This is a genomic window from Streptomyces luomodiensis, from assembly GCF_031679605.1.
Lineage (GTDB): Bacteria > Actinomycetota > Actinomycetes > Streptomycetales > Streptomycetaceae > Streptomyces > Streptomyces luomodiensis.
The window spans coordinates 4,511,774-4,535,760 of record NZ_CP117522.1 but is presented as its reverse complement, the minus strand read 5'-3'; the positions used below and the strand labels follow the sequence as shown (position 1 = coordinate 4,535,760).

22 protein-coding genes and 1 riboswitch are annotated in these 23,987 nt (G+C 71.9%); of the genes, 11 read left to right on the top strand and 11 right to left on the bottom strand.

Annotated features, from left to right (window positions below):
* The first annotated feature begins 34 nt into the window (after window positions 1–34).
* The 3 genes from PS467_RS19010 (at window position 35) to otsB (ending at window position 3,212) form a co-directional block, all read left to right on the top strand.
* The gene (locus tag PS467_RS19010) at window positions 35–1,312 is read left to right on the top strand and encodes an extracellular solute-binding protein (RefSeq protein ID WP_311036290.1); all 1,278 of its coding nucleotides are present in this window, start codon (window positions 35–37) and stop codon (window positions 1,310–1,312) included.
* Between the two features lie 25 nt (window positions 1,313–1,337).
* Window positions 1,338–1,676, top strand: a complete 339-nt coding sequence (locus PS467_RS42140) for a DUF3263 domain-containing protein (RefSeq protein ID WP_432280608.1) — start codon at window positions 1,338–1,340, stop codon at window positions 1,674–1,676.
* A gap of 684 nt (window positions 1,677–2,360) precedes the next feature.
* Window positions 2,361–3,212: a trehalose-phosphatase gene (gene otsB / locus PS467_RS19000; protein WP_432280751.1), complete on the top strand. Its 852-nt coding sequence runs from the start codon at window positions 2,361–2,363 to the stop codon at window positions 3,210–3,212.
* 275 nt (window positions 3,213–3,487) lie between these two features.
* Here the strand turns inward: otsB and PS467_RS18995 are convergent, their stop codons facing one another.
* Together PS467_RS18995 and PS467_RS18990 are read right to left on the bottom strand one after the other, a co-directional pair.
* The gene (locus PS467_RS18995; protein ID WP_311036288.1) at window positions 3,488–4,942 is read right to left on the bottom strand and encodes an alpha,alpha-trehalose-phosphate synthase (UDP-forming); all 1,455 of its coding nucleotides are present in this window, start codon (window positions 4,940–4,942) and stop codon (window positions 3,488–3,490) included.
* 148 nt (window positions 4,943–5,090) lie between these two features.
* Window positions 5,091–6,038 carry a glucosyl-3-phosphoglycerate synthase gene (locus tag PS467_RS18990; protein WP_268972773.1) on the bottom strand — a complete coding sequence of 316 codons (948 nt, stop codon included), beginning with the start codon at window positions 6,036–6,038 and terminating at the stop codon, window positions 5,091–5,093.
* A 187-nt stretch (window positions 6,039–6,225) separates the two neighbouring features.
* A riboswitch (SAM riboswitch) is annotated at window positions 6,226–6,388 on the top strand.
* 18 nt (window positions 6,389–6,406) lie between these two features.
* Between PS467_RS18990 and thrC the strand changes: the two genes are divergently transcribed.
* From thrC to groL, 4 genes are all read left to right on the top strand, one after another.
* Window positions 6,407–7,717, top strand: coding sequence for a threonine synthase (gene thrC, locus PS467_RS18985; RefSeq protein ID WP_311036287.1), 1,311 nt, complete (start codon window positions 6,407–6,409; stop codon window positions 7,715–7,717).
* Complete coding sequence (locus PS467_RS18980; RefSeq protein ID WP_030828304.1) at window positions 7,714–7,992, top strand: MoaD/ThiS family protein; 279 nt, start codon at window positions 7,714–7,716, stop codon at window positions 7,990–7,992. Before thrC ends, PS467_RS18980 begins: the two co-directional genes overlap by 4 nt.
* Before the next feature lie 408 nt (window positions 7,993–8,400).
* Window positions 8,401–8,607: a cold-shock protein gene (locus tag PS467_RS18975; protein WP_009716982.1), complete on the top strand. Its 207-nt coding sequence runs from the start codon at window positions 8,401–8,403 to the stop codon at window positions 8,605–8,607.
* Window positions 8,608–9,007: 400 nt separating this feature from the next.
* Window positions 9,008–10,633, top strand: coding sequence for a chaperonin GroEL (groL, locus tag PS467_RS18970; protein WP_268972766.1), 1,626 nt, complete (start codon window positions 9,008–9,010; stop codon window positions 10,631–10,633).
* A gap of 106 nt (window positions 10,634–10,739) precedes the next feature.
* Here groL and murQ read toward each other — a convergent pair whose 3' ends face one another.
* Together murQ and PS467_RS18960 are read right to left on the bottom strand one after the other, a co-directional pair.
* Window positions 10,740–11,690 (bottom strand): N-acetylmuramic acid 6-phosphate etherase, encoded by a 951-nt coding sequence (gene murQ / locus PS467_RS18965; protein ID WP_311036286.1) that lies wholly within the window; start codon window positions 11,688–11,690, stop codon window positions 10,740–10,742.
* 189 nt (window positions 11,691–11,879) lie between these two features.
* On the bottom strand, window positions 11,880–12,830 hold the full coding sequence (locus tag PS467_RS18960; RefSeq protein ID WP_311036285.1) for a MurR/RpiR family transcriptional regulator: 951 nt from the start codon (window positions 12,828–12,830) through the stop codon (window positions 11,880–11,882).
* 128 nt (window positions 12,831–12,958) lie between these two features.
* Here PS467_RS18960 and PS467_RS18955 point away from each other — a divergent pair, with 128 nt between their 5' ends.
* Both PS467_RS18955 and PS467_RS18950 read left to right on the top strand, forming a co-directional pair.
* Window positions 12,959–13,315 (top strand): DUF8819 family protein, encoded by a 357-nt coding sequence (locus tag PS467_RS18955; protein WP_268972764.1) that lies wholly within the window; start codon window positions 12,959–12,961, stop codon window positions 13,313–13,315.
* Window positions 13,315–13,587 (top strand): DUF4031 domain-containing protein, encoded by a 273-nt coding sequence (locus PS467_RS18950; RefSeq protein WP_268972763.1) that lies wholly within the window; start codon window positions 13,315–13,317, stop codon window positions 13,585–13,587. The genes PS467_RS18955 and PS467_RS18950 overlap by 1 nt, the downstream gene beginning before the upstream one ends.
* A gap of 273 nt (window positions 13,588–13,860) precedes the next feature.
* Here PS467_RS18950 and PS467_RS18945 read toward each other — a convergent pair whose 3' ends face one another.
* The 4 genes from PS467_RS18945 to PS467_RS18930 all read right to left on the bottom strand — a co-directional run bounded on the left by PS467_RS18945 (window position 13,861) and on the right by PS467_RS18930 (window position 16,917).
* Window positions 13,861–15,126, bottom strand: coding sequence for a Cmx/CmrA family chloramphenicol efflux MFS transporter (locus PS467_RS18945; RefSeq protein WP_311036284.1), 1,266 nt, complete (start codon window positions 15,124–15,126; stop codon window positions 13,861–13,863).
* A gap of 121 nt (window positions 15,127–15,247) precedes the next feature.
* Window positions 15,248–15,610 (bottom strand): DoxX family protein, encoded by a 363-nt coding sequence (locus PS467_RS18940; RefSeq protein ID WP_311036283.1) that lies wholly within the window; start codon window positions 15,608–15,610, stop codon window positions 15,248–15,250.
* Complete coding sequence (locus PS467_RS18935) at window positions 15,607–16,101, bottom strand: cupin domain-containing protein (RefSeq protein ID WP_311036282.1); 495 nt, start codon at window positions 16,099–16,101, stop codon at window positions 15,607–15,609. Before PS467_RS18935 ends, PS467_RS18940 begins: the two co-directional genes overlap by 4 nt.
* A gap of 114 nt (window positions 16,102–16,215) precedes the next feature.
* The gene (locus PS467_RS18930) at window positions 16,216–16,917 is read right to left on the bottom strand and encodes an HD domain-containing protein (RefSeq protein WP_311036281.1); all 702 of its coding nucleotides are present in this window, start codon (window positions 16,915–16,917) and stop codon (window positions 16,216–16,218) included.
* Between the two features lie 56 nt (window positions 16,918–16,973).
* On the opposite strand from PS467_RS18930, the gene PS467_RS18925 reads away from it, so the two are divergent.
* Complete coding sequence (locus tag PS467_RS18925; RefSeq protein WP_311036280.1) at window positions 16,974–17,702, top strand: copper homeostasis protein CutC; 729 nt, start codon at window positions 16,974–16,976, stop codon at window positions 17,700–17,702.
* Window positions 17,703–18,272: 570 nt separating this feature from the next.
* Here PS467_RS18925 and PS467_RS18920 read toward each other — a convergent pair.
* From PS467_RS18920 to PS467_RS18910, 3 genes are all read right to left on the bottom strand, one after another.
* Window positions 18,273–20,378 carry a HelD family protein gene (locus PS467_RS18920; protein ID WP_432280750.1) on the bottom strand — a complete coding sequence of 702 codons (2,106 nt, stop codon included), beginning with the start codon at window positions 20,376–20,378 and terminating at the stop codon, window positions 18,273–18,275.
* A 248-nt stretch (window positions 20,379–20,626) separates the two neighbouring features.
* Window positions 20,627–21,085 carry a hypothetical protein gene (locus PS467_RS18915; protein WP_311036278.1) on the bottom strand — a complete coding sequence of 153 codons (459 nt, stop codon included), beginning with the start codon at window positions 21,083–21,085 and terminating at the stop codon, window positions 20,627–20,629.
* A 162-nt stretch (window positions 21,086–21,247) separates the two neighbouring features.
* Window positions 21,248–22,897 (bottom strand): DNA repair helicase XPB, encoded by a 1,650-nt coding sequence (locus tag PS467_RS18910; RefSeq protein ID WP_311036277.1) that lies wholly within the window; start codon window positions 22,895–22,897, stop codon window positions 21,248–21,250.
* A gap of 381 nt (window positions 22,898–23,278) precedes the next feature.
* Between PS467_RS18910 and PS467_RS18905 the strand changes: the two genes are divergently transcribed.
* Entirely contained in the window at window positions 23,279–23,938 is a 660-nt protein-coding gene (locus tag PS467_RS18905; protein ID WP_311036276.1) for a VanZ family protein, read from the top strand.
* Window positions 23,939–23,987: the final 49 nt, after the last annotated feature.

Genomic DNA, 23,987 nt, shown 5'->3' with positions numbered 1-23,987 from the left:
GAGGATGAATCAAGCCAGAGGGTGGGAAACAGCGGTGCAGCGGCGACGGTTCTTGGGTCTGACGACGGCGGGTGTCGCCGCGGTGGCGGCCACCCCGGGGCTCACGGCCTGCGGCGGCTCCGGTTCGGACGGCGACGTCACCTTGACGGTGGTCGCGGCCGACTACGGCGACAGCACCGCCAACAGCTCCCAGAAGTACTGGGACAAGCTGGTCCGGGCGTTCGAGGCGAAGCACCGCGGGATCAAGGTCGACGTCAAGGTCTACAGCTGGACCGATGTCGACCGGCGCGTCGCCGACATGGTCAAGAAGGGGCAGGCCCCGGACATCGCGCAGATCGGCGCGTACGCCGACTACGCCGCGCAGGGCATGCTCTACCGCGCCGACGAGATGCTCTCCATCCCCACCCAGGCCGGTTTCATCGCCTCCATCGCCCATGCGGGTGAGGTGAGACGGGTGCAGTACGGGCTGCCGTTCGTGGCCAGCGCCCGGCTGCTCTTCTACAACAAGAAGCTCTTCGACCAGGCCGGCATATCCTCCGCCCCCACCAGCTGGGACGAGCTCAAGGAGGCCGCGGAGCTGCTCAAGTCCAGCGGGGTGAAGATCCCGTACGGGCTGCCGCTCGGCCCCGAGGAGTGCCAGGCCGAGACCATGATGTGGATGCTCAGCGGCGGTGGCGGCTACACCGACACCAACGGCAGCTACACCATCGACTCCACCCAGAACATCAAGACCTTCGAATGGCTGCGGGACGAGCTGGTCGGCGCCGGCCTCACCGGCCCCGGCTCCCCGGCCCGCACCAACCGGCAGGACACCTTCGACGCCTTCACCCGCGGCGAGGTCGGCATGCTCAACGGCCACCCGACCCTGATGCAGCAGGCAGCCGGCCACGGCATCAGCTACGGCACCGCCCCCCTGCCCGGCCGCAAGGGCAAGGCCGAGTCGACGATGGGCGTCGCCGACTGGGCGATGGCCTTCAAGCAGAACGGCCACCGCGAGGAGATCGGGACCTTCCTCGACTTCGTCTACAGCGACAAGAACGTGCTCGCCTTCGCCGACGAGTACGACCTGCTGCCGGTGACTACCTCCGTCGAGCAGACGATGCGCGACGACCGTGAGCACAAGCGGCTGTGGCAGTTCCTCGACGAGCTGGAGAGCGCCGAGTTCTACCCGGCCGACAAGACCTCCTGGGCGGAGGTCAGCAAGCTGATCAAGGAGAAGATCGGCTCGACCGTGGCCAAGGGCGGCGACCCGGCGAGCGTGCTGGGCCAGATCCAGCGCGAGGCCGACGCCCTGGAGAACGCGGGGGCATGACGGACACCGTGCAGAATGCAGGGGCATGACAGTGGACAGGCCCACCACGCCCGGCCCGCCCGGCCCGGACCCTTCGGAAGACCCCGCCGAGCAGGACCAGGACCAGGGGCAGGACCAGGGTCAGGAGCGGGGCTCAGGAGCCGGGCTGTCCGACCGTGACCGGTCCGTGCTGGCCGTGGAGCGGCGTGGCTGGCCGGGCCCCGGCGCCAAGGAGCGCGCGATACGGGAGCGGCTCGGCATCTCCCCGACCCGCTACTACCAGCTGCTGAACGCGCTGCTGGACGACCCCAGAGCCCTGGCACACGACCCGGTGACCATCAACCGGCTGCGCAGGATCAGGGACGAGCGCCGCGAACGACGCTGAAGCCTCCCCACCGGCGCGACGTCTACGGGGGCAACCGACGCGACGCCGTGGGCGGGGCAACCGGCCCGACGCCCGTTGAGCCGTTCTCCGGTGCGGCGCCCGTGGTGTGGTCACTGGCGGGGGCCATCGCGCCGCTCATCGGCGAGGCGCCCACGATGTGGTTCACCGGCGCGAGGCCCACGGTGTACCGGCGTGGCGCCCGTGGTGCGGTCACTGGCGGGAGCCATCGCGCCGCTCATCGGCGGGACGCCCACGATGCGGTGTACCGGCGCGGCGCCCGTGGGCCATCAGCCGGCGCGGCGCTCGTGGTGCGGTCACCGGCGGGAGCCATCGCGCCGCTCACCGGCGGGACGCCCACGATGCGGTGCACCGGCGCGGTGCCCGTTGAGCCGTTCTCCGGTGCGGTGCCCGTGAGCCATCAGCCGGCGTGGCGCTCGTGGTGTGGTCACTGGCGGGGGCCATCGCGCCGCTCATCGGCGAGGCGCCCACGATGTGGTGCACCGGCGCGGAGGCCCACGTGCGGTTCACCGGCGTGGCGCCCGTAGGCCATCAGCCGGCGCCACGTCCGGCGTGCGGTCACTGGCGGACGCCATCGCGCCATTCACCGGGGGGACGCCCATGGGGTGGCCACCGGAAGCCCGCTGTGCCGGCGGGGCCGGTAGGGTCACCGCCATGGGCAGCGCTATGGGCAGTCATCCCCTTCCCGTACCCACCACCTCCGTCGGCCGTGAGGGCCTCGCCGCTCTCCTCGAACGGCCCGGCCACGCCGTCGTCGGACTCGACTTCGACGGCACCCTCGCCGAGATCGTCCCCGACCCCGATCGGGCCCGCGCCCACTCCGGCGCCGTTCCCGCGCTCTCCCGGCTGGCCCCGCGGATGCGCTCCGTCGCGGTGATCACGGGCCGTCCGGCCGAGGTCGCCGTCCGGTACGGCGGCTTCGCCGGGGCCGAGGGGCTGGACGGGCTCGTCGTCCTCGGCCTCTACGGGGCCGAGCGCTGGGACGCGGCGAGCGGCGCCGTCCAGGCGCCCGAACCGCACCCCGGCGTCGCCGACGTCAAGGCCGAACTCCCCGCCACCCTCACCGCGCACGGTGCCTCGCAGGGCACCTGGATCGAGGACAAGGGCCGCGCCGTCGCCGTCCACACCCGTCGCGCCGAGGACCCCCAGGCCACCTTCGAGCGGCTGCGCGCACCCCTCCACGCACTGGCCGAGCGCCATGGGCTCATCGTCGAGCCCGGCCGGCTGGTGCTGGAGCTGCGGCCGCCGGGCATGGACAAGGGCGTGGCGCTCACCGAGTACGTGCGGCGGACGGGTGCGGCGGCCGTGCTCTACGCGGGCGACGACCTCGGCGACCTGGCCGCGTTCGCGGCGGTGGAGCGGCTGCGCGAGGAGGGCGTGCCGGGGGTGCTGGTGTGCAGTGGCAGCGCGGAGGTGACCGAGCTGGCCGAACGGGCGGATCTGGTGGTCGACGGCCCGGCGGGCGTGGTGGGGCTGCTCTCGGCCCTGGCCGACGCGGTCGGCGGCGACGCCGCCTAGGGCGTGTTTCGAAAGTAGCGCCGTCCGCCCGGAGGGCGGGCCCCGCGGCGTCTGGTGCGTGTGATCGCAAGGCGGAGGGTCGTCCTCGTAGTGGGCCTACTCGGACGATCCCGACAACGCAGCGAGCGCGCGTGCCAGGCGTCGCGGGGCAGGCGGGACTTTCGAAACACGCCCTAGGGCCCGCTCGGACAGCGCCCGGTCCGGGGCCGGTTACGCCGGTTACCCGTCAACACTCCCCGAGCGGCGCATCGCGGGCGGTCACCGATACAGCGCCTCTACAGCGCCCGCAACTGCGCCAGGAACCACGCCTGCGGCGGCAGCGCGGTCGCGGCGGCGGCGAGCCGCTTCGTGCGGTCCGCGCGCTCGCCGTCGCCCATGCGCAAGCCCTCGTGCAGCGCCTGAGCCGTGGCCTCCACGTCGTACGGGTTCACCACCAGCGCGTCCTCGCCCAGCTCGGCGTAGGCCCCCGCCTCCCGCGACAGCACCAGCGCACACCCTCGCTCGGAGACCACCGGCACTTCCTTGGCCACCAGGTTCATCCCGTCCCGGATCGGGTTGACCAGTGCCACGTCCGCCAGCCGGTAGGCCGCGAGGGAGCGGGCGAAGTCGTCCTTCACGTGCAGCGCGACCGGGGTCCAGCCCTCCGTGCCGTACTCGGCGTTGATCTCGTCCGCGAGCCGCCGCACCCGCTCGGTGTAGTCGCGGTAGACGGCGAGGTCCTGGCGTGAGGGGTAGGCGAAGGCCACGTGCACCACGCGCTCCCGCCACTCGGGACGGGTCTCCAGCAGCCGCCGGTACGCCAGCAGTCCGCGCACGATGTTCTTGGACAGCTCGGTGCGGTCCACCCGGACGATCGACTTCCGGCCCGCTCCGATCTGTGCCCGCAGGCTGGTCAGCCGCTCGTCGACATCCGCCTGCCGCGACCGCTCCCGCAGGAAGTCCGCGTCCGCGCCCAGTCCGTGCACGCCCAGCCGGGTCTCGCGCCCCTCGAAGCGCACGGCCGTCGCCGCGCCGTCGCCGTCCCGCACGACCTCCGCGCCCAGCACGGCCGCGCAGCAGTCGGCGAAGGCACCGGCCCAGCGCTCGGTGAGGAACCCGGCGCGGTCGCCGCCGAGGATGCCGCGCAGCACCCCCGCCGCCACCTCGTCCGGCAGCAGCCGGTAGTAGTCCGGCGGCGCCCAGGGCGTATGGGAGAAGTGGCCGATCCGCAGGTCGGGGCGGAGCTCGCGGAGCATCCCGGGCACCAGCGCCAGGTGGTAGTCCTGCACCAGGACGACGGCCTCGTCCACCGCCTCCCGGGCGAGCGCGTCCGCGAAGGCCGCGTTGTAGCTCTCATAGGCCGCCCACTGGGCGGCGAACTCGGCGTCGAAGACCGGCTCGACCGGGGTCTGGTAGAGCAGGTGGTGGACGAACCACAGCACCGAGTTGGCGATGCCGTTGTAGGCGGCGGCGAAGACATCCGGCGCGATGTCGAGCATCCGCACCTGCTGACCGCCGGTGTCACCGGGGTTCAGATGGTTGGTCCCGGCGCGCCGGGCCGCCTCGCGGTCGGCCTCACCGAGCGCCGCGCACACCCACACCGCGCCCGCCTCGGGACCGATCGCGCTGAGGCCGGAGACCAGCCCGCCGCCGCCGCGCCGGGCGGTCAGCGAGCCGTCCTCGCCCAGGGTGTACGAGACCGGACCGCGGTTGGAGGCGACCAGGATCGGGGCGGAACGCGGGGCTGCCATGTCGCGAGCCTAGCCACGCGCGGCCCCGCGCAAACGTACGTACGGTTTCTTGCCCCGTAGGTGTGTCGCCGGCCGCCACGCGCGCCACGCGTCACCCCGGCGCGCAGGCGCCGTGCGCGGGCTCACGCCGCGGGTTCACGCCACGGGCTCACGCCGCGCGGCGCGCCGCGTACTCCGGGATCTCGATCATCGGCGGCCGCTCCTCGGTGTCCACGGAGGTGGTACGCGGCTCGAAGCCGTTCTCGCCCCGGTCGAACTGGGTCAGCCGCGGCCGCACCAGGTGGCCGCGGGCCAGCCGCAGCTGCGCGGTGCGGTAGATCGCGGCCGCCATCCGGCCGAGCGCCAGCCCGTCCTGGTGGCGGTGTTTGCGGACCCCGACGTCCACCTGGCCGAGCGCGTCGAGGCCCACCGTGTGCAGCGCGTCGACCAGCAGCCCCAGCTCGACCCCGTAGCCCACCGGGAAGGGCAGCCGCTCCAGCAGCGAGCGGCGGGCCGCGTACTCACCGCCCAGCGGCTGGACGAATCCGGCCAGCTGGGGCCAGTGCAGGTTGAGCAGGGGCCGCGCGACCAGTTCGGTGACCCGGCCGCCCTGGCCCGCCGCCTCGCCGAGCGGGCGGTCGTACATGCCCTTCACCAGCTGGAGCGCGGGGTCGGTCAGCAGCGGGCCGACGATCCCCGAGACGAAGCGCGGGTCGAATTCCCGCAGGTCGGCGTCGATGAAGCAGACGATGTCGCCGCTGGTGGCCAGCAGCGACCGCCACAGCACCTCGCCCTTGCCGGGCAGCGCGGGCAGCCGGGGCAGCAGCGAGTCGCGGGCGACGACGGTCGCGCCCGCCGCCGCGGCGACCTCGGCGGTGCGGTCCGTCGAACCGGAGTCCAGCACCACCAGCTCGTCCACCAGCGGCACCGCCTCGCCCATCAGCTCACGGCGGATCGCCCCGGCGATCTCGCCGACCGTGGCCTCCTCGTTCAGGGCGGGCAGGACCACGCTCACCGTCGTGGTCGTGGCCCGCTTCGCGGCCAGCAGGCGATCCAGCGGACGGTCGTCGGCAGACCAGGAGCGGTGCTTCAGCCAGCGCTCCACCTCATCCAGCACCTGTGTCTCTCCCTGCTGTGATCCATCTCGCGCTTCGGACGGCTACCTCAACCATCCGGGCCTTCGGTTACAGTCTTGAACAACGCACATGACCGTCGTATGTCGGGGTCAACCTCGGTGTTTACCGAAGATGGCCGACCGGCGACGGCCGTGCTGACAAACGCTCCGGGCCCGCCCGGTGCCATACCGCTCATCCAGAGGGGCAGAGGGAACGGCCCGTTGAAGCCCCGGCAACCCTCCAGCTGGTCTCGCGCTCCGCAGCGAGGCTCCGAGCTTCCGCAGTGAGGCTCCCAGCTAGGGAAGGTGCCAATTCCGGCTCGTGGCGAAACGCGTCCCGAGGAAGATGAGGAGAAAGGGCCTCGCCATCCATGGCTGTGCAGTCAGTAGAAAGCTCAACCACTTCCTCCCCCACCTCCACCTCCGCCGCCTCCAAGGCTTTCGGCCCCGCCGTCGCATTGTCCTGCCGGGAGTGCGGTGAGCGGTTCGATCTGGGCCCGATTTTCGCGTGTGAGGTCTGTTTCGGGCCGCTCGAGGTCGCGTACGAGCTGCCGACCGGCGACCCGGAAGGGCTGCGCCGCCGGATCGAGGCCGGCCCGAACAGCATCTGGCGCTACGCCCCGCTGCTGCCCGTCCCGGCGGACGTGGCGGACCTGCCCAGTCTGAACCCCGGTTTCACCAAGCTGGTCAAGGCCGACCACCTCGCCCGTGAGCTCGGCGTCACCGGTGAGCTGCACATCAAGGACGACTCCGGCAACCCCACCCACTCCTTCAAGGACCGGGTCGTCGCCATCGCCGTCCAGGCCGCCCGCACCTTCGGCTTCACCACCCTCTCCTGCTCCTCCACCGGCAACCTGGCCGGCGCGGTCGGCGCCGCGGCCGCCCGCGCGGGCTTCCGCTCCTGCGTCTTCATCCCGCACGACCTGGAGGCGGGCAAGGTCGTCATGGCCGCGGTCTACGGCGGTGACCTGGTCGGCATCGAGGGCACCTACGACGACGTCAACCGCTTCTGCAGCGAGCTGATCGGCGACCCCGCGGGCGAGGGCTGGGGCTTCGTCAACGTCAATCTGCGGCCGTACTACGGCGAGGGCTCCAAGACCCTGGCGTACGAGATCTGCGAGCAGCTCGGCTGGCGGCTGCCGGACCAGATCGTCATCCCGATCGCCTCCGGCTCCCAGCTCACCAAGATCGACAAGGGGCTGAAGGAGCTGATCGCGCTCGGGCTGGTCGAGGACAAGCCCTACAAGATCTTCGGCGCCCAGGCCGAGGGCTGCTCCCCGGTCTCTGCCGCCTTCAAGGCCGGCCATGACGTCGTACGGCCGCAGAAGCCGCGGACCATCGCCAAGTCGCTGGCCATCGGGAACCCCGCGGACGGCCCGTACGTCCTGGACATCGCCCGCCGTACGGGCGGCGCGGTGGAGGACGTGAACGACGAGCAGATCGTCGACGCGATCAAGCTGCTGGCCCGCACCGAGGGGATCTTCGCGGAGACCGCGGGCGGCGTGACCGTCGGCGTGACCAAGAAGCTGATCGAGGACGGCCTGCTCGACCCGTCCCTGACGACCGTCGTGCTGAACACCGGCGACGGCCTCAAGACCCTCGACGCGGTGGCTCCCACCACGGGCCCCTCCGCCATCATCCGCCCCACCCTTGACTCGTTCCGAGAGGCTGGCCTCGTATGAGCGTCAACGTTCGCATCCCGACCATCCTGCGCACCTACACCGGCGGTCAGGCCGAGGTCACCGCCGAGGGCGCGACCCTCGCCGAGGTCCTGGCGGACCTGGAGAAGAACCACCAGGGGATCGCGGCGCGCGTTCTGGACGACACCGGCAAGCTCCGCCGCTTCGTCAACGTCTACGTCAACGACGACGACGTCCGCTTCGCCGACGGCCTGGCCACGGCGACCCCGGACGGCGCCGGCGTCTCGATCATCCCGGCGGTCGCGGGCGGCTGCTGACCCCGCGTCACCCTCCTCACCTTTGACATCGCCCCGTCCGGGGACAACCGGACGGGGCGATTCCGTGTGTGGAAACGCGATACAGTTGCCCGGATTCCCCAGTGCACCCGGGGTCGGAGCCACATATGAGAACTCGTCAACTTGTGCGTAAAGTGTGTGCATGAATTGTCGGGTTGGTCCCTTATGTCCCGCCCGGCTTGCCCGAACTTCATATGAATTCTCGCTTTTAACCGTTCGGCCGTGCCCAGAATTCTCGTCCGATTGACCTGTTGCAGAGGGCGTTGGGACGGATACATTCAGCGGCGGTCGACGCGTTCCGGCGCACACCCCCCACATCCGGGGGGTGAGGTCTGACCCGGGTCCGCGGAGTGCGGTCCTGCGCAAGGGCCAGCAATAGGGGAGTTAGGAATGGCTCAGGGCACCGTCAAGTGGTTCAACGCGGAGAAGGGGTACGGCTTCATCGCGGTCGACGGTGGTGCGGACGTGTTCGTCCACTACAGCGCGATCCAGATGGACGGGTACCGCACCCTCGAGGAAGGCCAGCGGGTCGAGTTCGAGATCTCGCAGGGCCAGAAGGGCCCGCAGGCCGACATGGTCCGCGTGGCCGTAGGCTGACGCGCCGACGCGACGCAGCTGAACAGAACAAGTCCGAAGGGTCCGTACCTCGACCAGGGTACGGACCCTTCGGCATGCCCGGGGGCTCCCTCCCCCCGGCCCGCGCGCCTCGCCCACGCCCTTCGGGCGCCTGTGCCTACCCGTCACCCGGCCGCCACCCCCCAAGGAGCCCTTCGGGCGCTTGCACTCGATAGGTCCGAGTGCTAATCATTGGCGTTAGCACTCTGACGTTGAGAGTGACAGAAGGACCGGGTCGGTGAGGCCCGTCGGGCCATGCGGGGCAAGGAACCGCACGGCAGACAGGCCGTCCGTCGCGGGCGCCAGCGCGGTCCGGAGCAATCCGCCCCCACGGCCTAACGGCCTGGGAGGTACCCCCTAAGTCTTGGGAGGACCACTTCACATGGCCAAGATCATCGCGTTCGACGAGGAGGCACGGCGCGGCCTCGAGCGCGGGATGAACCAGCTCGCCGACGCCGTCAAGGTCACCCTCGGCCCCAAGGGTCGCAACGTCGTCCTCGAGAAGAAGTGGGGCGCCCCCACGATCACCAACGATGGTGTGTCCATCGCCAAGGAGATCGAGCTCGAGGACGCGTACGAGAAGATCGGCGCCGAGCTGGTCAAGGAGGTCGCGAAGAAGACGGACGACGTCGCCGGTGACGGCACGACGACCGCGACCGTCCTCGCCCAGGCGCTGGTCAAGGAGGGCCTGCGCAACGTCGCCGCGGGTGCCAACCCGATGGCGCTCAAGCGCGGTATCGAGAAGGCCGTCGAGGCCGTCTCCGCCCAGCTCCTCGAGCAGGCCAAGGACGTGGAGACCAAGGAGCAGATCGCCTCCACCGCCTCCATCTCCGCCGCCGACACCCAGATCGGTGAGCTCATCGCCGAGGCGATGGACAAGGTCGGCAAGGAAGGCGTCATCACCGTCGAGGAGTCGCAGACCTTCGGGCTCGAGCTCGAGCTCACCGAGGGCATGCGCTTCGACAAGGGCTACATCTCCCCGTACTTCGCGACGGACATGGAGCGTATGGAGGCGTCGCTCGACGACCCGTACATCCTGATCGTCAACTCCAAGATCAGCAGCGTGAAGGACCTCCTCCCGCTGCTCGAGAAGGTCATGCAGTCGGGCAAGCCGCTGCTGATCATCGCGGAGGACATCGAGGGCGAGGCCCTGGCGACCCTGGTCGTCAACAAGATCCGTGGCACCTTCAAGTCCGTCGCCGTCAAGGCCCCGGGCTTCGGTGACCGCCGGAAGGCCATGCTCGGCGACATCGCCATCCTCACCGGTGGCACCGTCATCTCCGAGGAGGTCGGCCTCAAGCTGGAGAACGCCGGGCTGGACCTGCTCGGCCGCGCCCGCAAGGTCACCGTCACCAAGGACGAGACCACCATCGTGGACGGCGCCGGCGACACCGACCAGGTGCAGGGCCGCGTCAACCAGATCCGCGCCGAGATCGAGTCCTCGGACTCGGACTACGACCGCGAGAAGCTCCAGGAGCGCCTGGCGAAGCTGGCCGGCGGCGTGGCCGTCATCAAGGCCGGTGCCGCCACCGAGGTCGAGCTCAAGGAGCGCAAGCACCGCATCGAGGACGCGGTGCGCAACGCCAAGGCCGCCGTCGAGGAGGGCATCGTCGCCGGTGGTGGCGTGGCCCTGCTCCAGACCGTCTCGGTCTTCGAGAAGCTGGAGCTCGAGGGCGACGAGGCCACCGGTGCCCAGGCCGTGCGCCTGGCCCTGGAGGCCCCGCTCAAGCAGATCGCGGTCAACGCCGGTCTCGAGGGCGGCGTCGTGGTCGAGAAGGTGCGCAACCTGACCCCGGGTCACGGCCTCAACGCCGCGTCCGGCGAGTACGTCGACCTGATCGCCGAGGGCATCATCGACCCGGCCAAGGTCACCCGCTCGGCGCTCCAGAACGCCGCGTCGATCGCCGCGCTGTTCCTGACCACCGAGGCCGTCATCGCCGACAAGCCGGAGAAGGCCGCCCCGGCGGGCGCTCCGGGCGGCATGCCGGGCGGTGACATGGACTTCTGATCGACTCGGCGCGTTCACACGCCGATCGGTCGAACCGTCCGATACGTCGGGGCGGCACCCTCTCCCAGGGGTGCCGCCCCGACGGCGTTCCGGGGCGGTGCGGAGGTCACCCCGTGGCGGCCTCGAGGGCGGCGCGCAGATGGCCGCCTGCCGCGCCGAGCAGCTTCTCCGCGGTCGGGGCGTCCACCCCGCCCAGGATGGTGAGGATCGCGTTCTTCACCTCGCCGTCCGTGGCCGCCAGCGCGCTTTCGATCCGCTGGTCGGAGGCGCCGGTCGCCAGGAAGACGATCCTCCGCGAGCGGGCGCGCAGCTTGTCGTTGGAGGCCCGCACATCGACCATCAGATTCCCGAAGGTCTTGCCCAGCCGGATCATGGTGATGGTCGAGATCATGTTGAGCACGAGCTTCTGGGCCGTGCCCGCCTTCAGCCGGGTCGAGCCGGTGAGCAGCTCCGGTCCCACCACGACCTCGATGCCGTGGTCGGCCGCGGCGGCGAGCGCCGAGCCGGCGTTGCAGGACAGGCCGACGGTCAGCGCGCCGCGGCGCCGAGCGTACTCGACCGCGCCCACGGCGTACGGGGTGCGCCCGGAGGCCGAGACGCCGATCACCGTGTCGTCGGGTCCGATCCCGAGCCGTTCGAGGTCCCGGGCGGCCAGCTCCGCGCTGTCCTCCGCCCCCTCGACCGAGGTCACCACGGCCTCCGGGCCGCCCGCGATCAGGCCGACGACCTGCTCGGCCCGGGTGTTGAAGGTGGGTGGGCATTCACTCGCGTCGAGCACCCCGAGCCGTCCCGCGGTGCCCGCGCCCGTATAGACCAGACGGCCGCCACGGGACATCCGCGCGGCGATGGCGTCGATGGCGGCGGCGATCTGAGGCAGCCGGCCGGCGACGGCGGCGGGGACGGCGGCGTCCTCCGCGTTCATGATCCGGGCGATCTCAAGGGTTCCGAGCCGGTCGATCTCGGCGAGTTCGGGGCGGAACGCCTCGGTGGTCAGGGTGTCGAGCTGGTCGCGGAGCCGTGCGGAGTCCTGATCGGCTGCGGAGTCGGCGGAAGTCATGGTGAAGCGGCTCTTTCCGGTACGTCAGCGTAAAGGTGGGGGTGACGGTGACTGGAAGGGCAGCCACCGGGCGATGCGGTGACCGGGAGGTTCGGGGGTCGTGGATCGGGGGTCTGGGGGTCGGGGGATCGGGGGATCGGGGGTGAGACCGAACGGTCTGGCAGCGAACGGTCTGGTGGCGCGTCGGGCTCAGCGATGCCGGGGACGCGGGTCGTGCCGGTGCGCGAGGGCCTCGTACGACGCGGAGAGGGCGGGCGCCGCCGCTTCGTACGTCCGCTGGGCGACCCCTATGAACAGGCAGTCCACCACCAGCAGCTGGCTGGTGCGGCTGGACATGGCCGCCGGTCGCAGCTCGCTCTCGCGCGCGGTCGAGGTGGTGAGCACCAGGTCGGCGTACTGCGCGACCTCGCCGTCCGGCCGTCCGGTGATCGCGACGGTGGTCGCCCCGTGCTCGAACGCCACCCGCAGCGGCTCGATGACGTCCGTCGTGCGCCCGGAGTGGGTGATCGCGATGGCGACGTCACCGGAGTGCAGCTGCACCGCGTTGGTGACCGCGAGGTGCGGATCGGCGTGCGCGTGGGCTATCAGCCCGATGCGCAGCAGCTTCTGGACCAGGTCCTGTCCGACGAGACTGGACGCCCCCACCCCGTACACATCGATCCGGCGGGCCGTGGCCAGCGCCGAAACGGCCGCCTCGACCTGGCTGGTGTCCAGACCGGCGGCGGTGTCGGCAAGGCACTGCTGCTCCTCCTGCGCCAGCTTGGTGACCACGTCGGCGATCGGATCGTCGACCGCGATGTCCGCCGTGACGGCCGGGGCCCGGCCGGCCGCCTGCTGCGCGGCGAGCGCGGCGAGCGCGAGGCGCAGATCGCGGTATCCGGGGTAGCCGAGCAGCCGGGAGGTGCGGACGACGGTGGCCTCGCTGGTGCCGGTCCGCTCGGCGAGCCCGGTGACGGTGAGCGCCGCGCATCCGGCCGGATCACCCGCCACCGCCTCCGCGACGCGCTGCATGGAGCGGGTCATGGAGGGAGCTAACGTGCGGACCTTCGCGGCGAGGGCCGCCGGGGCGGGGGGCGGGGCGTCGGGGTTCGGTGGTGACATGAAAGCTTCCTTGAAAGTTTCCTTCAGTTCGGTACTCATCTGTGAAAACTATTTCCGGGGGTGGGGCCCGTCAACCCTCGGCGAGGCCGCGCGGCCCGGCCCGTAGGCGCACAGGCCCTGGGTGAGCGAACAGGCGCCGGAACGCAGCAAAGGTGACAATGGGACCCATGAAGCTCGAACACGCACTGCACGCGGCCCGCGCCCTCGTCCTGGCCGACCTCGCGGCGGGAGAGGTCGCACGGGCCGATATCGTCTCGCTGGTCGAGGACGCGATCGCGCACCGGCGGTGGTGGGTCGAGCAGTGGCCGGAGGGCGCGGCGTACGTGGCCGGTCTGGTCGCCCAGGACGTCCAGGACGCCCTGCTGGAGCGGTACGGCCGATGGCCGCTGTGCCCCGTCTGCACCCGGGGCGGCGACCTCCACGCCCTGGACGTGGAGCCCGAGTTGGGTCCCGACCCGCACTGGGTCTGCGGCAAGACGGCGGTCGCGGTGGCGCCCGTGGGGTCGTTGGGCACCACCCTCTGATGGCCGTACTGATCGACCCGCCCTCGTGGCCGGGCCACGGCCGCATGTGGTCCCACCTCGTCAGCGATGTCTCCTACGCCGAACTCCACGCCTTCGCCGCCCGCATCGGCGCCCCGCGCCGGGGTTTCGACCGCGACCACTACGACGTACCGGGCGAGCTGTACGAGGAGGCGGTACGGGCGGGGGCGGAGGAGGTCGGCAGCAAGGAACTCCTCCGCCGTCTGAAGGCCGCGGGCCTCCGCCGCCCCAAGCGCGCCGCGAACGCGGACTGACCGGGTGGGGGTTCCCTGCTGTCGGCGGGCACCGCGCGCCGAGCCACGGCGGAGTCCAGGGACAGGCCGGAGGCGCCCGCACCGCCGGATCGCGCCGACGCGCCCCGCGCGCGGCCGTCGGGCCGTGGAGCGCGGGAGCGCGGCGGCGCGGGGGTGCGGGGGTGCCGCGCCGTCGGGCACGCATGACTCTCGGGGCGCTCGTCGCCCGGCCGCGCGGGCGGAATCCGCCGCCGGGATCGGCGCGGAGGGACCGGGGCGGGGCGCTTCCCGGCCTCAGCGCGAGACGCGGGCGGAGTCGTGGGTGGCGTGGTGGGCGGCGTGGTGGGCGGAGCCGTGCGCAGCCTCCTCCAGCGAGTCGGCCGAGGTGGCGATGATGCGCGAGGAGCCGGTTGCCCGGTGCACCCGTACGGCGACCGCCGTCGCCACCACGCCCGTACCGGCGAGCGCCGCGCCCGTCCAGGCGACCGCCGGGTAGCCCCAGCCAGCGTCGATGACCAGTCCGCCGAGCCACGGGCCGACCGTGTTGCCGATGTTGAAGGCGGAGGTGTTCGTCGCACCCGCGAGCGTGGGCGCGGCGTTCGCGAGGTTGAACATCCGGGCGTTGAGCGCGGGCGCGGTGAAGAAGGCGGTGAAGCCGAGCATCAGCGCCAGGGCGACGGCCGCGAACGGGCTGTGCGCGGTCAGCGCCAGCGCGCTCAGCACGACCGTCGAGGCGACGATGCCGCCGAACATCGTGCCGAACAGATGCGCGTCCGCGATCCGTCCGCCGATCACCGTACCCAGCAGCGCACCGACCCCGAACAGCGCGAGGACGGTCGGTACCCAGCCCTCGTCCAGTCCCGACACATCCGTCAGCAGCGGTCCGAGGTAGGAGAAGAGGCAGAAGACCGCGCCACCGCTCAGCGCGGTGGCGGCCAGCGCCAGCCAGACCTGCGGATCGCGGTAGATGCGCAGCTCGGCGCGGAGCCGCGGCTGGTCGTCCCCGGTCGGCACCTCGGTACGCGGTACGAGCGCGGCGACCCCGACCAGTCCGAGCGCCGACAGCCCGGCCACCGCCCAGAAGGCGGCCCGCCACCCGGCGTGCTGCCCGAGGAACGCCCCGGCCGGCACCCCGGCGATGTTCGCGATGCTCAGGCCGCCCACCATCACCGCCATCGCCTTCGCCCGCGCGCCGACCGGCACCAGCGATACGGCCACCGCGGCGCCGACGGCCCAGAACCCGGCGCACGCGAGCGCGCTCACCACCCGGGAGGCGAACAGCACCCCGTACGACGGAGCCAGCGCCCCCGCGATCTGCCCCAGCCCGAAGACGGCGAGCAGGGCCATCAACGTGGTGCGCCTCGGCAGCCGCAAGGTGGCCGCCGCCAGCACCGGCGCCCCGACCACCATGCCGATGGCGAAGGCCGAGATCAGCAGCCCGGCCGTGGGGATCGACACCCCCATGTCCCGGGCGACGGGTTGCAGCAGCCCGGACAGCATGAACTCGGAGGTACCGAGAGCGAAGACGGACAGCCCGAGGACGTAGACGGCCAGGGGCATGCGGGAGCGAGCGGAATCCGCTGGTGAGGACGAGGGCATGCCAGGCTCAACGCCACCGGACGAGCGTGGCATTCCTGCCCGGAGCGGCGGCGACAAGGAGCCGTCCAGGTACGGTGCCCGATCACAGCCAGGTGGTGGCCGGCCAGATGACCAGAGCCGTCATGGCGATGAGCCCGACGTTGAGTGTGATCTGGCGGTCTTCACCGGTCAGGTGGACGGCGACCGCGCCGATCTGCAGGAGCACGAACCCGATGGCCGCGGCCAGTGCCAGCCAGGGCGCGATGCCGGTCAGCGGCGGCAGGATCAGCCCGGCCGCGCCGAGTATCTCGACCGCCCCCAGCGCCCTGACGGCGGGCATGGGCATGCGGTCGACCCAGGCCATCATCGGGCGGAGTCGGTCGCGGTCGCGGATCGCTTTCACCGCGCCCGAATAGAGATAGAACAGGGCGAGCAGCCCGGCGACGATCCAATAGGCGATGTTCACGATTCCCGTCCCGCGGGCTCGGTCGCGTAGCGGCGCATCACGCGGAGGTTGTCCTGTGGCGTCAGCGGCCGGCCGTCGGCGATCACGTTCTGGAGGTCTCGGAAGTACTGCACGTACAGGTCCGGGGTGAACGTGCTCAGGAAGACGGCGGGTTGGCCGGTCGGGTTGGCGAAGGTGTGGGGGACGCCGGGCGGAACCATCACGAGCGTGCCCGCGGTGGCCTCGTAGTCCTTGTCCCCGACGGTGAACCGGAGCGTGCCGGAGACGATGTAGAAGCCCTCGTCGTGCTGGGCGTGGCGGTGCTGCGGCGGTCCGGAGGTGTGCGGGGCGAGGACGGACTCGGCGATCGCGAGGCGGTGCTCGGTGTGGCTGCCGTCTTCGAGGACGCGCATGCGCGTGGTGCCCAGGACGATCATCTCGCCGTCGTCGGGGCCGACCACCGATACGGCGGGCTCGGTCTGCGGTGCGCTGGTCTTGGCTGCGTCGGTCATGGTCCGAGTGCACCGCCAGGGCCCCGCGGCTGTCCAAGATCCGTTCCGCAAGGCCGATGCCCTATGGGTATCGCCGCAGCGTGGAGTTGCGCAGCCTGCGCTACGTCGCACAGGTCACGCGGTCAGCAGCTCCAGCTCCGTGGCCATGTTGTGGCGTGCGGCGGCCTCCCAGCGGGTGTGGGCGACGGGCGTATGGAACAGATGGGGGAGTCCCAGCAGGTGGCGGAGGACGTTCGCGCGGCCCTCGCGGAAGGCGTCGTCGGGGACGAAGCCGTACTCCTCCCGGACCGCCGCCGCGTAGGCGCCGTACTCCTCGGGGGAGCCGGCCAGCACGGCCAGGTCGGCGTCGCAGAGGACCTCGCCGTTGGTGTCGCCCTCGGCGGGGTCGTGGTCGAGGGTGACGAGGACGAGGCGCACGGTCTCGGCCGTGCGGGCGGCCGGGACGCCCGCCTCGGTGAGGGCGCGTTCGGCGAGGCGGGCGCTGCGTTCCTCGTTGGTCGAGCGGTCGGGGAGGTAGACGGCGTCGTGGAACCAGGCGGCGAGGCGGATGGCGGCCGGGTCGGGGGCCTGGACGTGCGGGAGCAGTTCGTCCACCCGGTCCAGGACCGCGATCAGGTGGTCGGTGGTGTGGTAGCGGCGCTGGGGTTCGGCCCAGCGGGACAGGAGGTCCTCACCGTAGGGGCCGGGGGCGGGGGCGCTGGTTTCGCGGGCGGCGGTTTCCGGGGCGCTGGATTCGCGGGCGCTGATGAGGAGGTCCGTCCAGCGGGCGAGCAGGGCGTCGTGGGCCGGATGACGTGCGGGTGCGGGCGCGGGCATGGGCCAATTGTGGGGTAAGGGTTTGTCCTCTTGCGCGGTGTGGCAAGCTGTGAGGCATGTCTAGACCAATTCTCGAGGTGATCGCCCTGGACCCGGCGGACGCGATCGCCGCACAGGCCGGAGGGGCTGACCGCCTCGAACTGGTCACCGACATCGCCGCCGACGGACTCACACCATCCCGTGAGACCTTCGCCGCGGTCCGTTCGGCCGTGGACCTTCCGGTGCGGGTGATGCTCCGCGCGTCCGACGGCTTCGCGGCGGGGGACGCCGCCGCGCTCGACGCGCTGTGCGAGGCCGCCGCCGCGCTGTACTCGGAGGGGGCGGACGAGTTCGTCCTGGGCTTCCTCACCGACGACGGCGAGGTCGACCTGGCCGCCGTGACCGCGCTGACCGAGGCCGTGCGCGCGGGCGCGGGCGTGGACGAGAGCCGCTGGACCTTCCACCGGGCCATCGACCGCACCGGGGACCGCGACGGACTGCGCAAGCGGCTCGCCGACCTTCCCGGCCTGGACACGTACCTCACCGCCGGTTCGGCGCACGGCGTCGACGACGGCCTGCCGACGCTGCTCGCCGAGGCCGAGCGGGCCGGCACGCCAGGCTACGAGCCGCGCCTCATGGTGGGCGGCGGGCTGCGCCTCGACCATCTGCCCATGCTGCGCGCCGGCGGGATCGACGCCTTCCACATCGGCGGCGCGGCCCGCCCGGCGGGCTGGTCCGGCCCCGTGGACGCGGCCGTGGTCGGCCAGTGGCGCACGACCCTGGACGCGTCCGTGCCGGTGGCCTGACGGGCCTGGCGGGAGGGGGAAGGGGGAGCCGGGTACCGGCCGCCGCAGGCCGGGCCGCCCCCTTCCGGAAGCGGGGCCGCCAGACTCGGCCGTCCCTCTTCCGGGGGCGGGGCTGTCGTTGGCCTGGCTGCTCTGCTTTCGGGGGCGGGGCTGCCGTTGGCCTGGCTGCTCTGCTTCCAGGCGCTGGGCTGCCGCATACCTGGCCGCCCCCTCCCGGTAGCGGTGCTGCCGTAGGCCCGGCCCGTCTCCCTTCCGGGGGCGGTGCTGCCGCGGATCTGGCCGTCTCCCTTTCGGGAGCGGGGCTGCCAGACCCGGCCGTCTCTCTTCCGGGGGCGGTGCTGCCGCGGATCTGGCCGTCTCCCTTTCGGGAGCGGGGCTGCCAGACCCGGCCGTCTCTCTTCCGGGGGCGGTGCTGCCGCGGATCTGGCCGTCTCCCTTTCGGGAGCGGGGCCGCCGCAGACTCGGCCGTCACCCTTCCGGAAGTGGGGCCGCCGCAGGACCGGCCGCCCCTGCGCCCCTTCCGGGGGCGGGGCCGCCGCATACCTGGCCGCCGTCCCCCTTCCGGAGGTGTCAGGCCAATCGCTCCGGTAGCGGTGCCGCGTGGATCACCGTCAGGCCGGAGACGGCACGGGTCAGGGCGACGTACAGGCGGCGCAGTCCGGTGCGTTCGTCGGGCTCGCCGTCGATCACGGCGGCCGGTTCGTCCAGTACCACGTAGTCGTACTCCAGACCCTTCGCCAGCGTCGCCGGGACGAGGGTGAGGCGGGCCTCCGCGCTGGTCTCCTCGCCGGGGGAGAGATGTGCCAGGCCCGCCGCGTCGAGGGCCCGGACCAGCATCGGAATCCGGGCCTCCGCCGCGATCAGGCCGATCGAGCCCTCATGTGTCAGCGCCTCCCGGCACGCGGCGATCACGGCGGCGTCCAGTTCCGCCGGGTCCACGGCGCGTACGGAGAAGTCGCCCGCCGCCTCACGGATCGAGGTGGCCTCCGACAGGCCGGGGGCGATGGCGGGCAGCAGCCGCGAGGCGTACGCGATCACCTCGCGCGGCACCCGGAACCCCTGCGTCAGCTCCTCGACCGCCGCCCCCTCCTTGCCCAGGTGGGTCAGTGCCTCCTCCCAACTGGCCGTCGCCCACGGGGTGGTGCCCTGGGCGATGTCGCCGAGTACGGTCGCCGAACCGGTGCTGCAGCGGCGGCCCACCGCGCGGTACTGCATGGGGGACAGGTCCTGTGCCTCGTCCAGGACCACATGGCCGAGGGACGGGGTGCGCTCGATGAGATCGGCGGCCTCGTCGATCAGCACCAGGTCCGCCGGGGACCACTTCGCGGACTTCACGCCGCGCGCCGGCTTCGTCCACAGGATGGTCTTCTGCTCCTCGGCGTCGAGGACGCCGTCCGCGTGCTCGGCCAGGAAGTCGGCGTCGGAGAGCAGCCGCAGCACCAGCTTGGCCGGGTCGACCGGCGGCCAGATCGCCTTGACCGCCGCCTTGACGGCCGCGTTGCGCGCGACCGCGTCCTGGACCCGGTCGTCGGGCGCCTCGCCCGCCTGTTCCATCCGGACGAGCACGGCGTGCGCGATGCGCTGCGGCAGCGCGTCGCGGGCGGCGCCGTAGCGGATGTCGCGGGTGAGCAACTCCTCGACGATCTCCTCCAGTTCGTACGCGGGTACCCGCCAGCGGCGGGAGCCGCGCACCACCACACACGGTTCGGTGGGAGTGGTGACGTAGGAGCGCAGGGCGCGGCGCAGCACCTCGGCCAGCCGTGCGTCGCCCTTGACGCGGGCCGCGTCGGGCGTGTCGGTGCCACGCGCCTGCGCGCCCAGGGCCGGGCGGGTCACCAGGTCCTCGACGGTCGCCTGGGCCACCTGCAACTCACCGAGGGCGGGCAGGACCTGCTCGATGTAGTGGAGGAAGGACCGGTTCGGGCCGATGACCAGGGTGCCGGAGCGGGCCAGCCGCTCGCGGTGCGCGTACAGCAGATACGCCACCCGGTGCAGCCCCACGGCCGTCTTCCCGGTGCCCGGCGCCCCCTGGACGCAGATGGTGCCGCCGATTCCCTGGCGGACGATCTCGTCCTGCTCCGGCTGGATCGTCGCGACGATGTCCCGCATCGGCCCCACGCGCGGGCGCTCGATCTCGGACTGGAGCAGCTTGCTGGTCTGCTCCGACTCGGTGGGGTCGCTGAGCCGTTCGTCCTCGTACGCCGTCAACTCGCCGCCGGTGTAGCCGAAGCGGCGGCGCAGCGCGATGTCCATGGGCGCTTTTTTGGACGCCTGGTAGAAGGGCTCGGAGACGGGGGCGCGCCAGTCGATGACCATGGGGTCGCCGTCCGCGTCGTGCACATGGCGGCGGCCGATGTAGAAACGTTCCCCCTCCGCGCCCTCCGCCGCCTCCGCGCCCGGTGCGTGCAGATAGTCCAGGCGGCCGAAGAAGAGCGGGGTGTCGGCGAGGTCGGCCAGGGCCTTGATGCGTTCGCTCACCTGATGGTGCAGGGCTTCGGCGTTGACCCAGTTCGCGGCGACGTCCCGGAGGTCGAGGGCCTCGACGTCGGCGCGCATGGCGCGCAGCGCGGCGCGGGACGCGGTCAGATGGGCGCGCTCCCGCGCGAGGGGGTCCGCCACGGGGTCCAAGGCGGGGTCCGCGAGGGATTCTGGGTGGTCAGGGGCGTGCGAGGGCACGGCGTAGCCTCCGGCGAGCGAGTACACGAGCGAGTACACAAACGAGCACACAAAGCGGATGCGCGGTACGGATGCGCGCGGTCCGGATGCCGGCCGGTTTCCGTCCGGACGGCGGCTCTCCCGTTCGTCGTTCGTCCGGAACGCGGGAGGCGGCAAGACCGGCGATTGTAGCCACGGCGTGTCGCGGAGGCGAATGAATTATTGCGGCCCCGGGAGTGCCGTCCCGGGCAGGCGGTCCCGGGCCGACCTCACGCGAGCCGCAGCGCGCGGAAGGTCACGCGCTGGTTGAACCAGAGCAGCGTCACCGTCGTCACGCCCATCAGGACGGCGACGGCCAGGTGTCCGGCGACCGAGGTGACCGGGGCGCCGAGGACGGCGAGGAGGAGATGGAGGCCGACGCGGAGCGCGATCAGCCCGAGGGCGATACCGCGCGTACGGGAGTTCTTGAGCATGGCGCGCATCAGCTTCATCCGGCGGCGCAGCACGGTCACCCCGACCACGACGTTCACCAGGCCGATCCCGACGAGCACCATCCAGGCGTCGCTCCACGCCTTGGTCAGGTCGTACGCGGCGCCCATGACGCCCTCGAAGCCGAAGAACCACACCGGCAGTGGCTTGACCTCGCTCAGGTCGACGTCGGCGGTGCCGGTGTCGCGTTCACCGGGCCTGCGTTCACCGGCCTTGCGTGCGCGGATGCTGATGCCCATGTCCCCCGCCCTTTCGGCGTCGTGTGGTGCGGTGTCCTGCTGACACCCACGATCCTTCCGGGCGGGGAACGCCCCGGGCAGAGTCGGCGATCACCGGTCGCCCATGACAGAAGTCATGGGTGGAGGGAGGGGGACGGGGGGACGGCGACGGGTCGGCGAAGGTCAGACGTCCTCGTCCGCGAGCAGTTCGCTCGCGTCCACGATCCGGTACGCGTACCCCTGCTCGGCCAGGAACCGCTGGCGGTGTGCCGCGAAGTCCTGGTCGATGGTGTCGCGTGCGACCACCGAGTAGAAGACCGCCGGGTGGCCGTCGGCCTTCGGACGCAGCACCCGGCCCAGCCGCTGGGCCTCCTCCTGGCGGGAGCCGAAGGTGCCGGAGACCTGGATGGCGACCGTGGCCTCGGGGAGGTCGATGGAGAAGTTGGCGACCTTCGAGACGACGAGCACCGACAGCTCGCCCTCCCGGAAGGCGTCGAAGAGCTTCTCCCGCTGCGCGTTGGTGGTCTCGCCCTTGATGACGGGGGCGTCCAGATGCTCGCCCAACTCGTCGAGCTGGTCGATGTACTGGCCGATGACCAGCGTCTGCTGCCCCTTGTGCCGGGCGACCAGCGCCTCGGTGATCCGCCGCTTGGAGTCGGTCGTGGCGCAGTAGCGGTACTTCTCGTCGGCCTCGGCGGTCGCGTACGCCAGCCGCTCGGTCTCGGTCAGATTGACCCGGACCTCGACACAGTCGGCGGGGGCGATGTAGCCCTGCGCCTCGATCTCCTTCCAGGGCGCGTCGAAGCGTTTCGGCCCGATGAGCGAGAAGACATCGGACTCCCGGCCGTCCTCCCGGACGAGGGTCGCCGTGAGCCCGAGCCGGCGCCGCGCCTGGAGATCGGCGGTGAACTTGAAGACGGGCGCGGGCAGCAGATGCACCTCGTCGTAGACGATCAGGCCCCAGTCGCGGGAGTCGAACAGCTCCAGATGCGGGTAGACGCCCTTCCGCTTGGTGGTGAGCACCTGGTACGTGGCGATGGTGATCGGGCGGATCTCCTTCCGCGTACCGCTGTACTCACCGATCTCGTCCTCGGTGAGCGAGGTGCGGCGCACCAGCTCGTGCTTCCACTGCCGGGCGGAGACGGTGTTGGTGACCAGGATCAGCGTGGTCGACTTGGCGGTGGCCATCGCACCCGCCCCCACCAGCGTCTTTCCGGCGCCACAGGGCAGGACGACAACACCCGAGCCGCCGTGCCAGAAGCCCTCCACGGCCTGTTTCTGGTACGGCCGCAGCGCCCAGCCGTCCTCGCACAGCTCGATGGGGTGCGCCTCGCCGTCCACATAGCCGGCCAGGTCCTCGGCGGGCCAGCCCAGCTTCAGCAGCGTCTGCTTGATCTGCCCGCGCTCGGAGGGGTGGACGACGACGGTCTCCGGGTCGACCCGGGCGCCGACCAGCGGCTGGATCTTCTTGGACCGCAGGATCTCCTCGAGGACCGGGCGGTCGCTGGTCTCCAGGACCAGACCGTGGGTGGGGTGCTTGAGCAGCCGCAGCCGCCCGTAGCGGGCCATGGTCTCGGCGACGTCGACGAGGAGGGCGTGCGGGACGGGGTAGCGGGAGTACGCGACGAGGGCGTCGACCACCTGCTCGGCGTCGTGCCCGGCGGCGCGGGCGTTCCACAGCCCCAGCGGGGTCACCCGGTAGGTGTGGATGTGCTCGGGCGCCCGCTCCAGCTCGGCGAAGGGCGCGATGGCGCGGCGGCAGGCGTCCGCCTGCTCGTGGTCCACCTCGAGCAGGAGCGTCTTGTCGCTTTGGACGATGAGGGGTCCATTCACGCGCCTGGGTCCTTTCGTACTGCCGGCCAAAGAACCAGTGTCCCCCATCGTCCTCCATCGGTGAGGCGTGACGGAGAGCCACAGGGATACTCCCCGCGGCTACGGGCAAGCGGCGAAGACGGACACGGACCGACGGAGCGGCGACGACAGAGCCGCGGGCGGGAGGGAGTCCCTGTGATCAACATCGCTGGATGGGAGATCCGGCGGACGAAACGGACGGCGGAGAAGCAGCCGCGAGAAGGCTCACGGACGACGAGCGCTCGGCGGAAGACCGGGTCCCAGAAGGAGACCGGAGCGCAGACGAAGACCGGCGAGCGGCAGAAGAGCGGCGATCAGAAGACGACCGGCGCGACGAGGAAGGGGCCGCGGACGACCGGGGCCATGACGAAGCGGTCCCGGACCGCGAAACCCCAGACGGCGAAAGCCCAGACGGCTAAGGCCCAGGCCGCCAAGACTCGGCCCGCCGCCATGCCCAGGACCGGGGAGGACCGGGCGACGAGCGTCCCGGAACCGCAGGACGCCCCGGCGAAGGCGCCCCTTCAGCGTGACTCGTTCGGCTCGCGCGTGGCGCGGGCGCTGGTGTTGCTGCTGGCGTTCGTCTGCATGGTCGGCTTCGCGGTGGGGCTCGCCAAGGCTACGCTCGTGCCCTCGCCCGGTTCCGTCGACCTCGTCCACACCAATCTGCGTCCGGGGCAGTCGCTGCGCACCTACCTGGATCAGCCCGCCTTCCGGGACACCGTGAAGCAGATCGGCGGCAATGTGCTGCTCGGCGTGCCCTTCGGGGTGCTGTTGCCCATGTTGGTGCCCAAGGCGCGGGGCGCGGTGCGGGTGGTGGTGGTGACGGCCCTGGTGATGGTGGCCGTCGAGACCGCTCAGGGGCTCATCGTCGAGGGCCGGGCCTTCGACATCGACGACGTCATCCTCAACACCACGGGCGCTCTGCTCGGCTATGTGGTGGTCGGCCGCCGGCTGGGCCGCGCCCTGCACCCCCGCCGCCACCACTGGTGGCACCGGTGGACCCAGCGGCCGCCTGCCGCCTGACCCGCGCGGCGGGCCGGCCCACGGCCACGCCATGCCCTGTGCCTATGCC

What these genes read in the sequence shown, in the direction of transcription:
- PS467_RS42140 (WP_432280608.1), top strand. Translation starts at nt 1,338, where the DNA reads ATGACAGTGGACAGGCCCACCACGCCCGGCCCGCCCGGCCCGGACCCT.
- otsB (WP_432280751.1), top strand. Translation starts at nt 2,361, where the DNA reads ATGGGCAGTCATCCCCTTCCCGTACCCACCACCTCCGTCGGCCGTGAG.
- PS467_RS18995 (WP_311036288.1), bottom strand. Translation starts at nt 4,942, where the DNA reads ATGGCAGCCCCGCGTTCCGCCCCGATCCTGGTCGCCTCCAACCGCGGT.
- thrC (WP_311036287.1), top strand. Translation starts at nt 6,407, where the DNA reads ATGGCTGTGCAGTCAGTAGAAAGCTCAACCACTTCCTCCCCCACCTCC.
- PS467_RS18980 (WP_030828304.1), top strand. Translation starts at nt 7,714, where the DNA reads ATGAGCGTCAACGTTCGCATCCCGACCATCCTGCGCACCTACACCGGC.
- PS467_RS18975 (WP_009716982.1), top strand. Translation starts at nt 8,401, where the DNA reads ATGGCTCAGGGCACCGTCAAGTGGTTCAACGCGGAGAAGGGGTACGGC.
- groL (WP_268972766.1), top strand. Translation starts at nt 9,008, where the DNA reads ATGGCCAAGATCATCGCGTTCGACGAGGAGGCACGGCGCGGCCTCGAG.
- murQ (WP_311036286.1), bottom strand. Translation starts at nt 11,690, where the DNA reads ATGACTTCCGCCGACTCCGCAGCCGATCAGGACTCCGCACGGCTCCGC.
- PS467_RS18960 (WP_311036285.1), bottom strand. Translation starts at nt 12,830, where the DNA reads ATGAGTACCGAACTGAAGGAAACTTTCAAGGAAGCTTTCATGTCACCA.
- PS467_RS18955 (WP_268972764.1), top strand. Translation starts at nt 12,959, where the DNA reads ATGAAGCTCGAACACGCACTGCACGCGGCCCGCGCCCTCGTCCTGGCC.
- PS467_RS18950 (WP_268972763.1), top strand. Translation starts at nt 13,315, where the DNA reads ATGGCCGTACTGATCGACCCGCCCTCGTGGCCGGGCCACGGCCGCATG.
- PS467_RS18945 (WP_311036284.1), bottom strand. Translation starts at nt 15,126, where the DNA reads ATGCCCCTGGCCGTCTACGTCCTCGGGCTGTCCGTCTTCGCTCTCGGT.
- PS467_RS18935 (WP_311036282.1), bottom strand. Translation starts at nt 16,101, where the DNA reads ATGACCGACGCAGCCAAGACCAGCGCACCGCAGACCGAGCCCGCCGTA.
- PS467_RS18930 (WP_311036281.1), bottom strand. Translation starts at nt 16,917, where the DNA reads ATGCCCGCGCCCGCACCCGCACGTCATCCGGCCCACGACGCCCTGCTC.
- PS467_RS18925 (WP_311036280.1), top strand. Translation starts at nt 16,974, where the DNA reads ATGTCTAGACCAATTCTCGAGGTGATCGCCCTGGACCCGGCGGACGCG.
- PS467_RS18915 (WP_311036278.1), bottom strand. Translation starts at nt 21,085, where the DNA reads ATGGGCATCAGCATCCGCGCACGCAAGGCCGGTGAACGCAGGCCCGGT.
- PS467_RS18905 (WP_311036276.1), top strand. Translation starts at nt 23,279, where the DNA reads ATGACGAAGCGGTCCCGGACCGCGAAACCCCAGACGGCGAAAGCCCAG.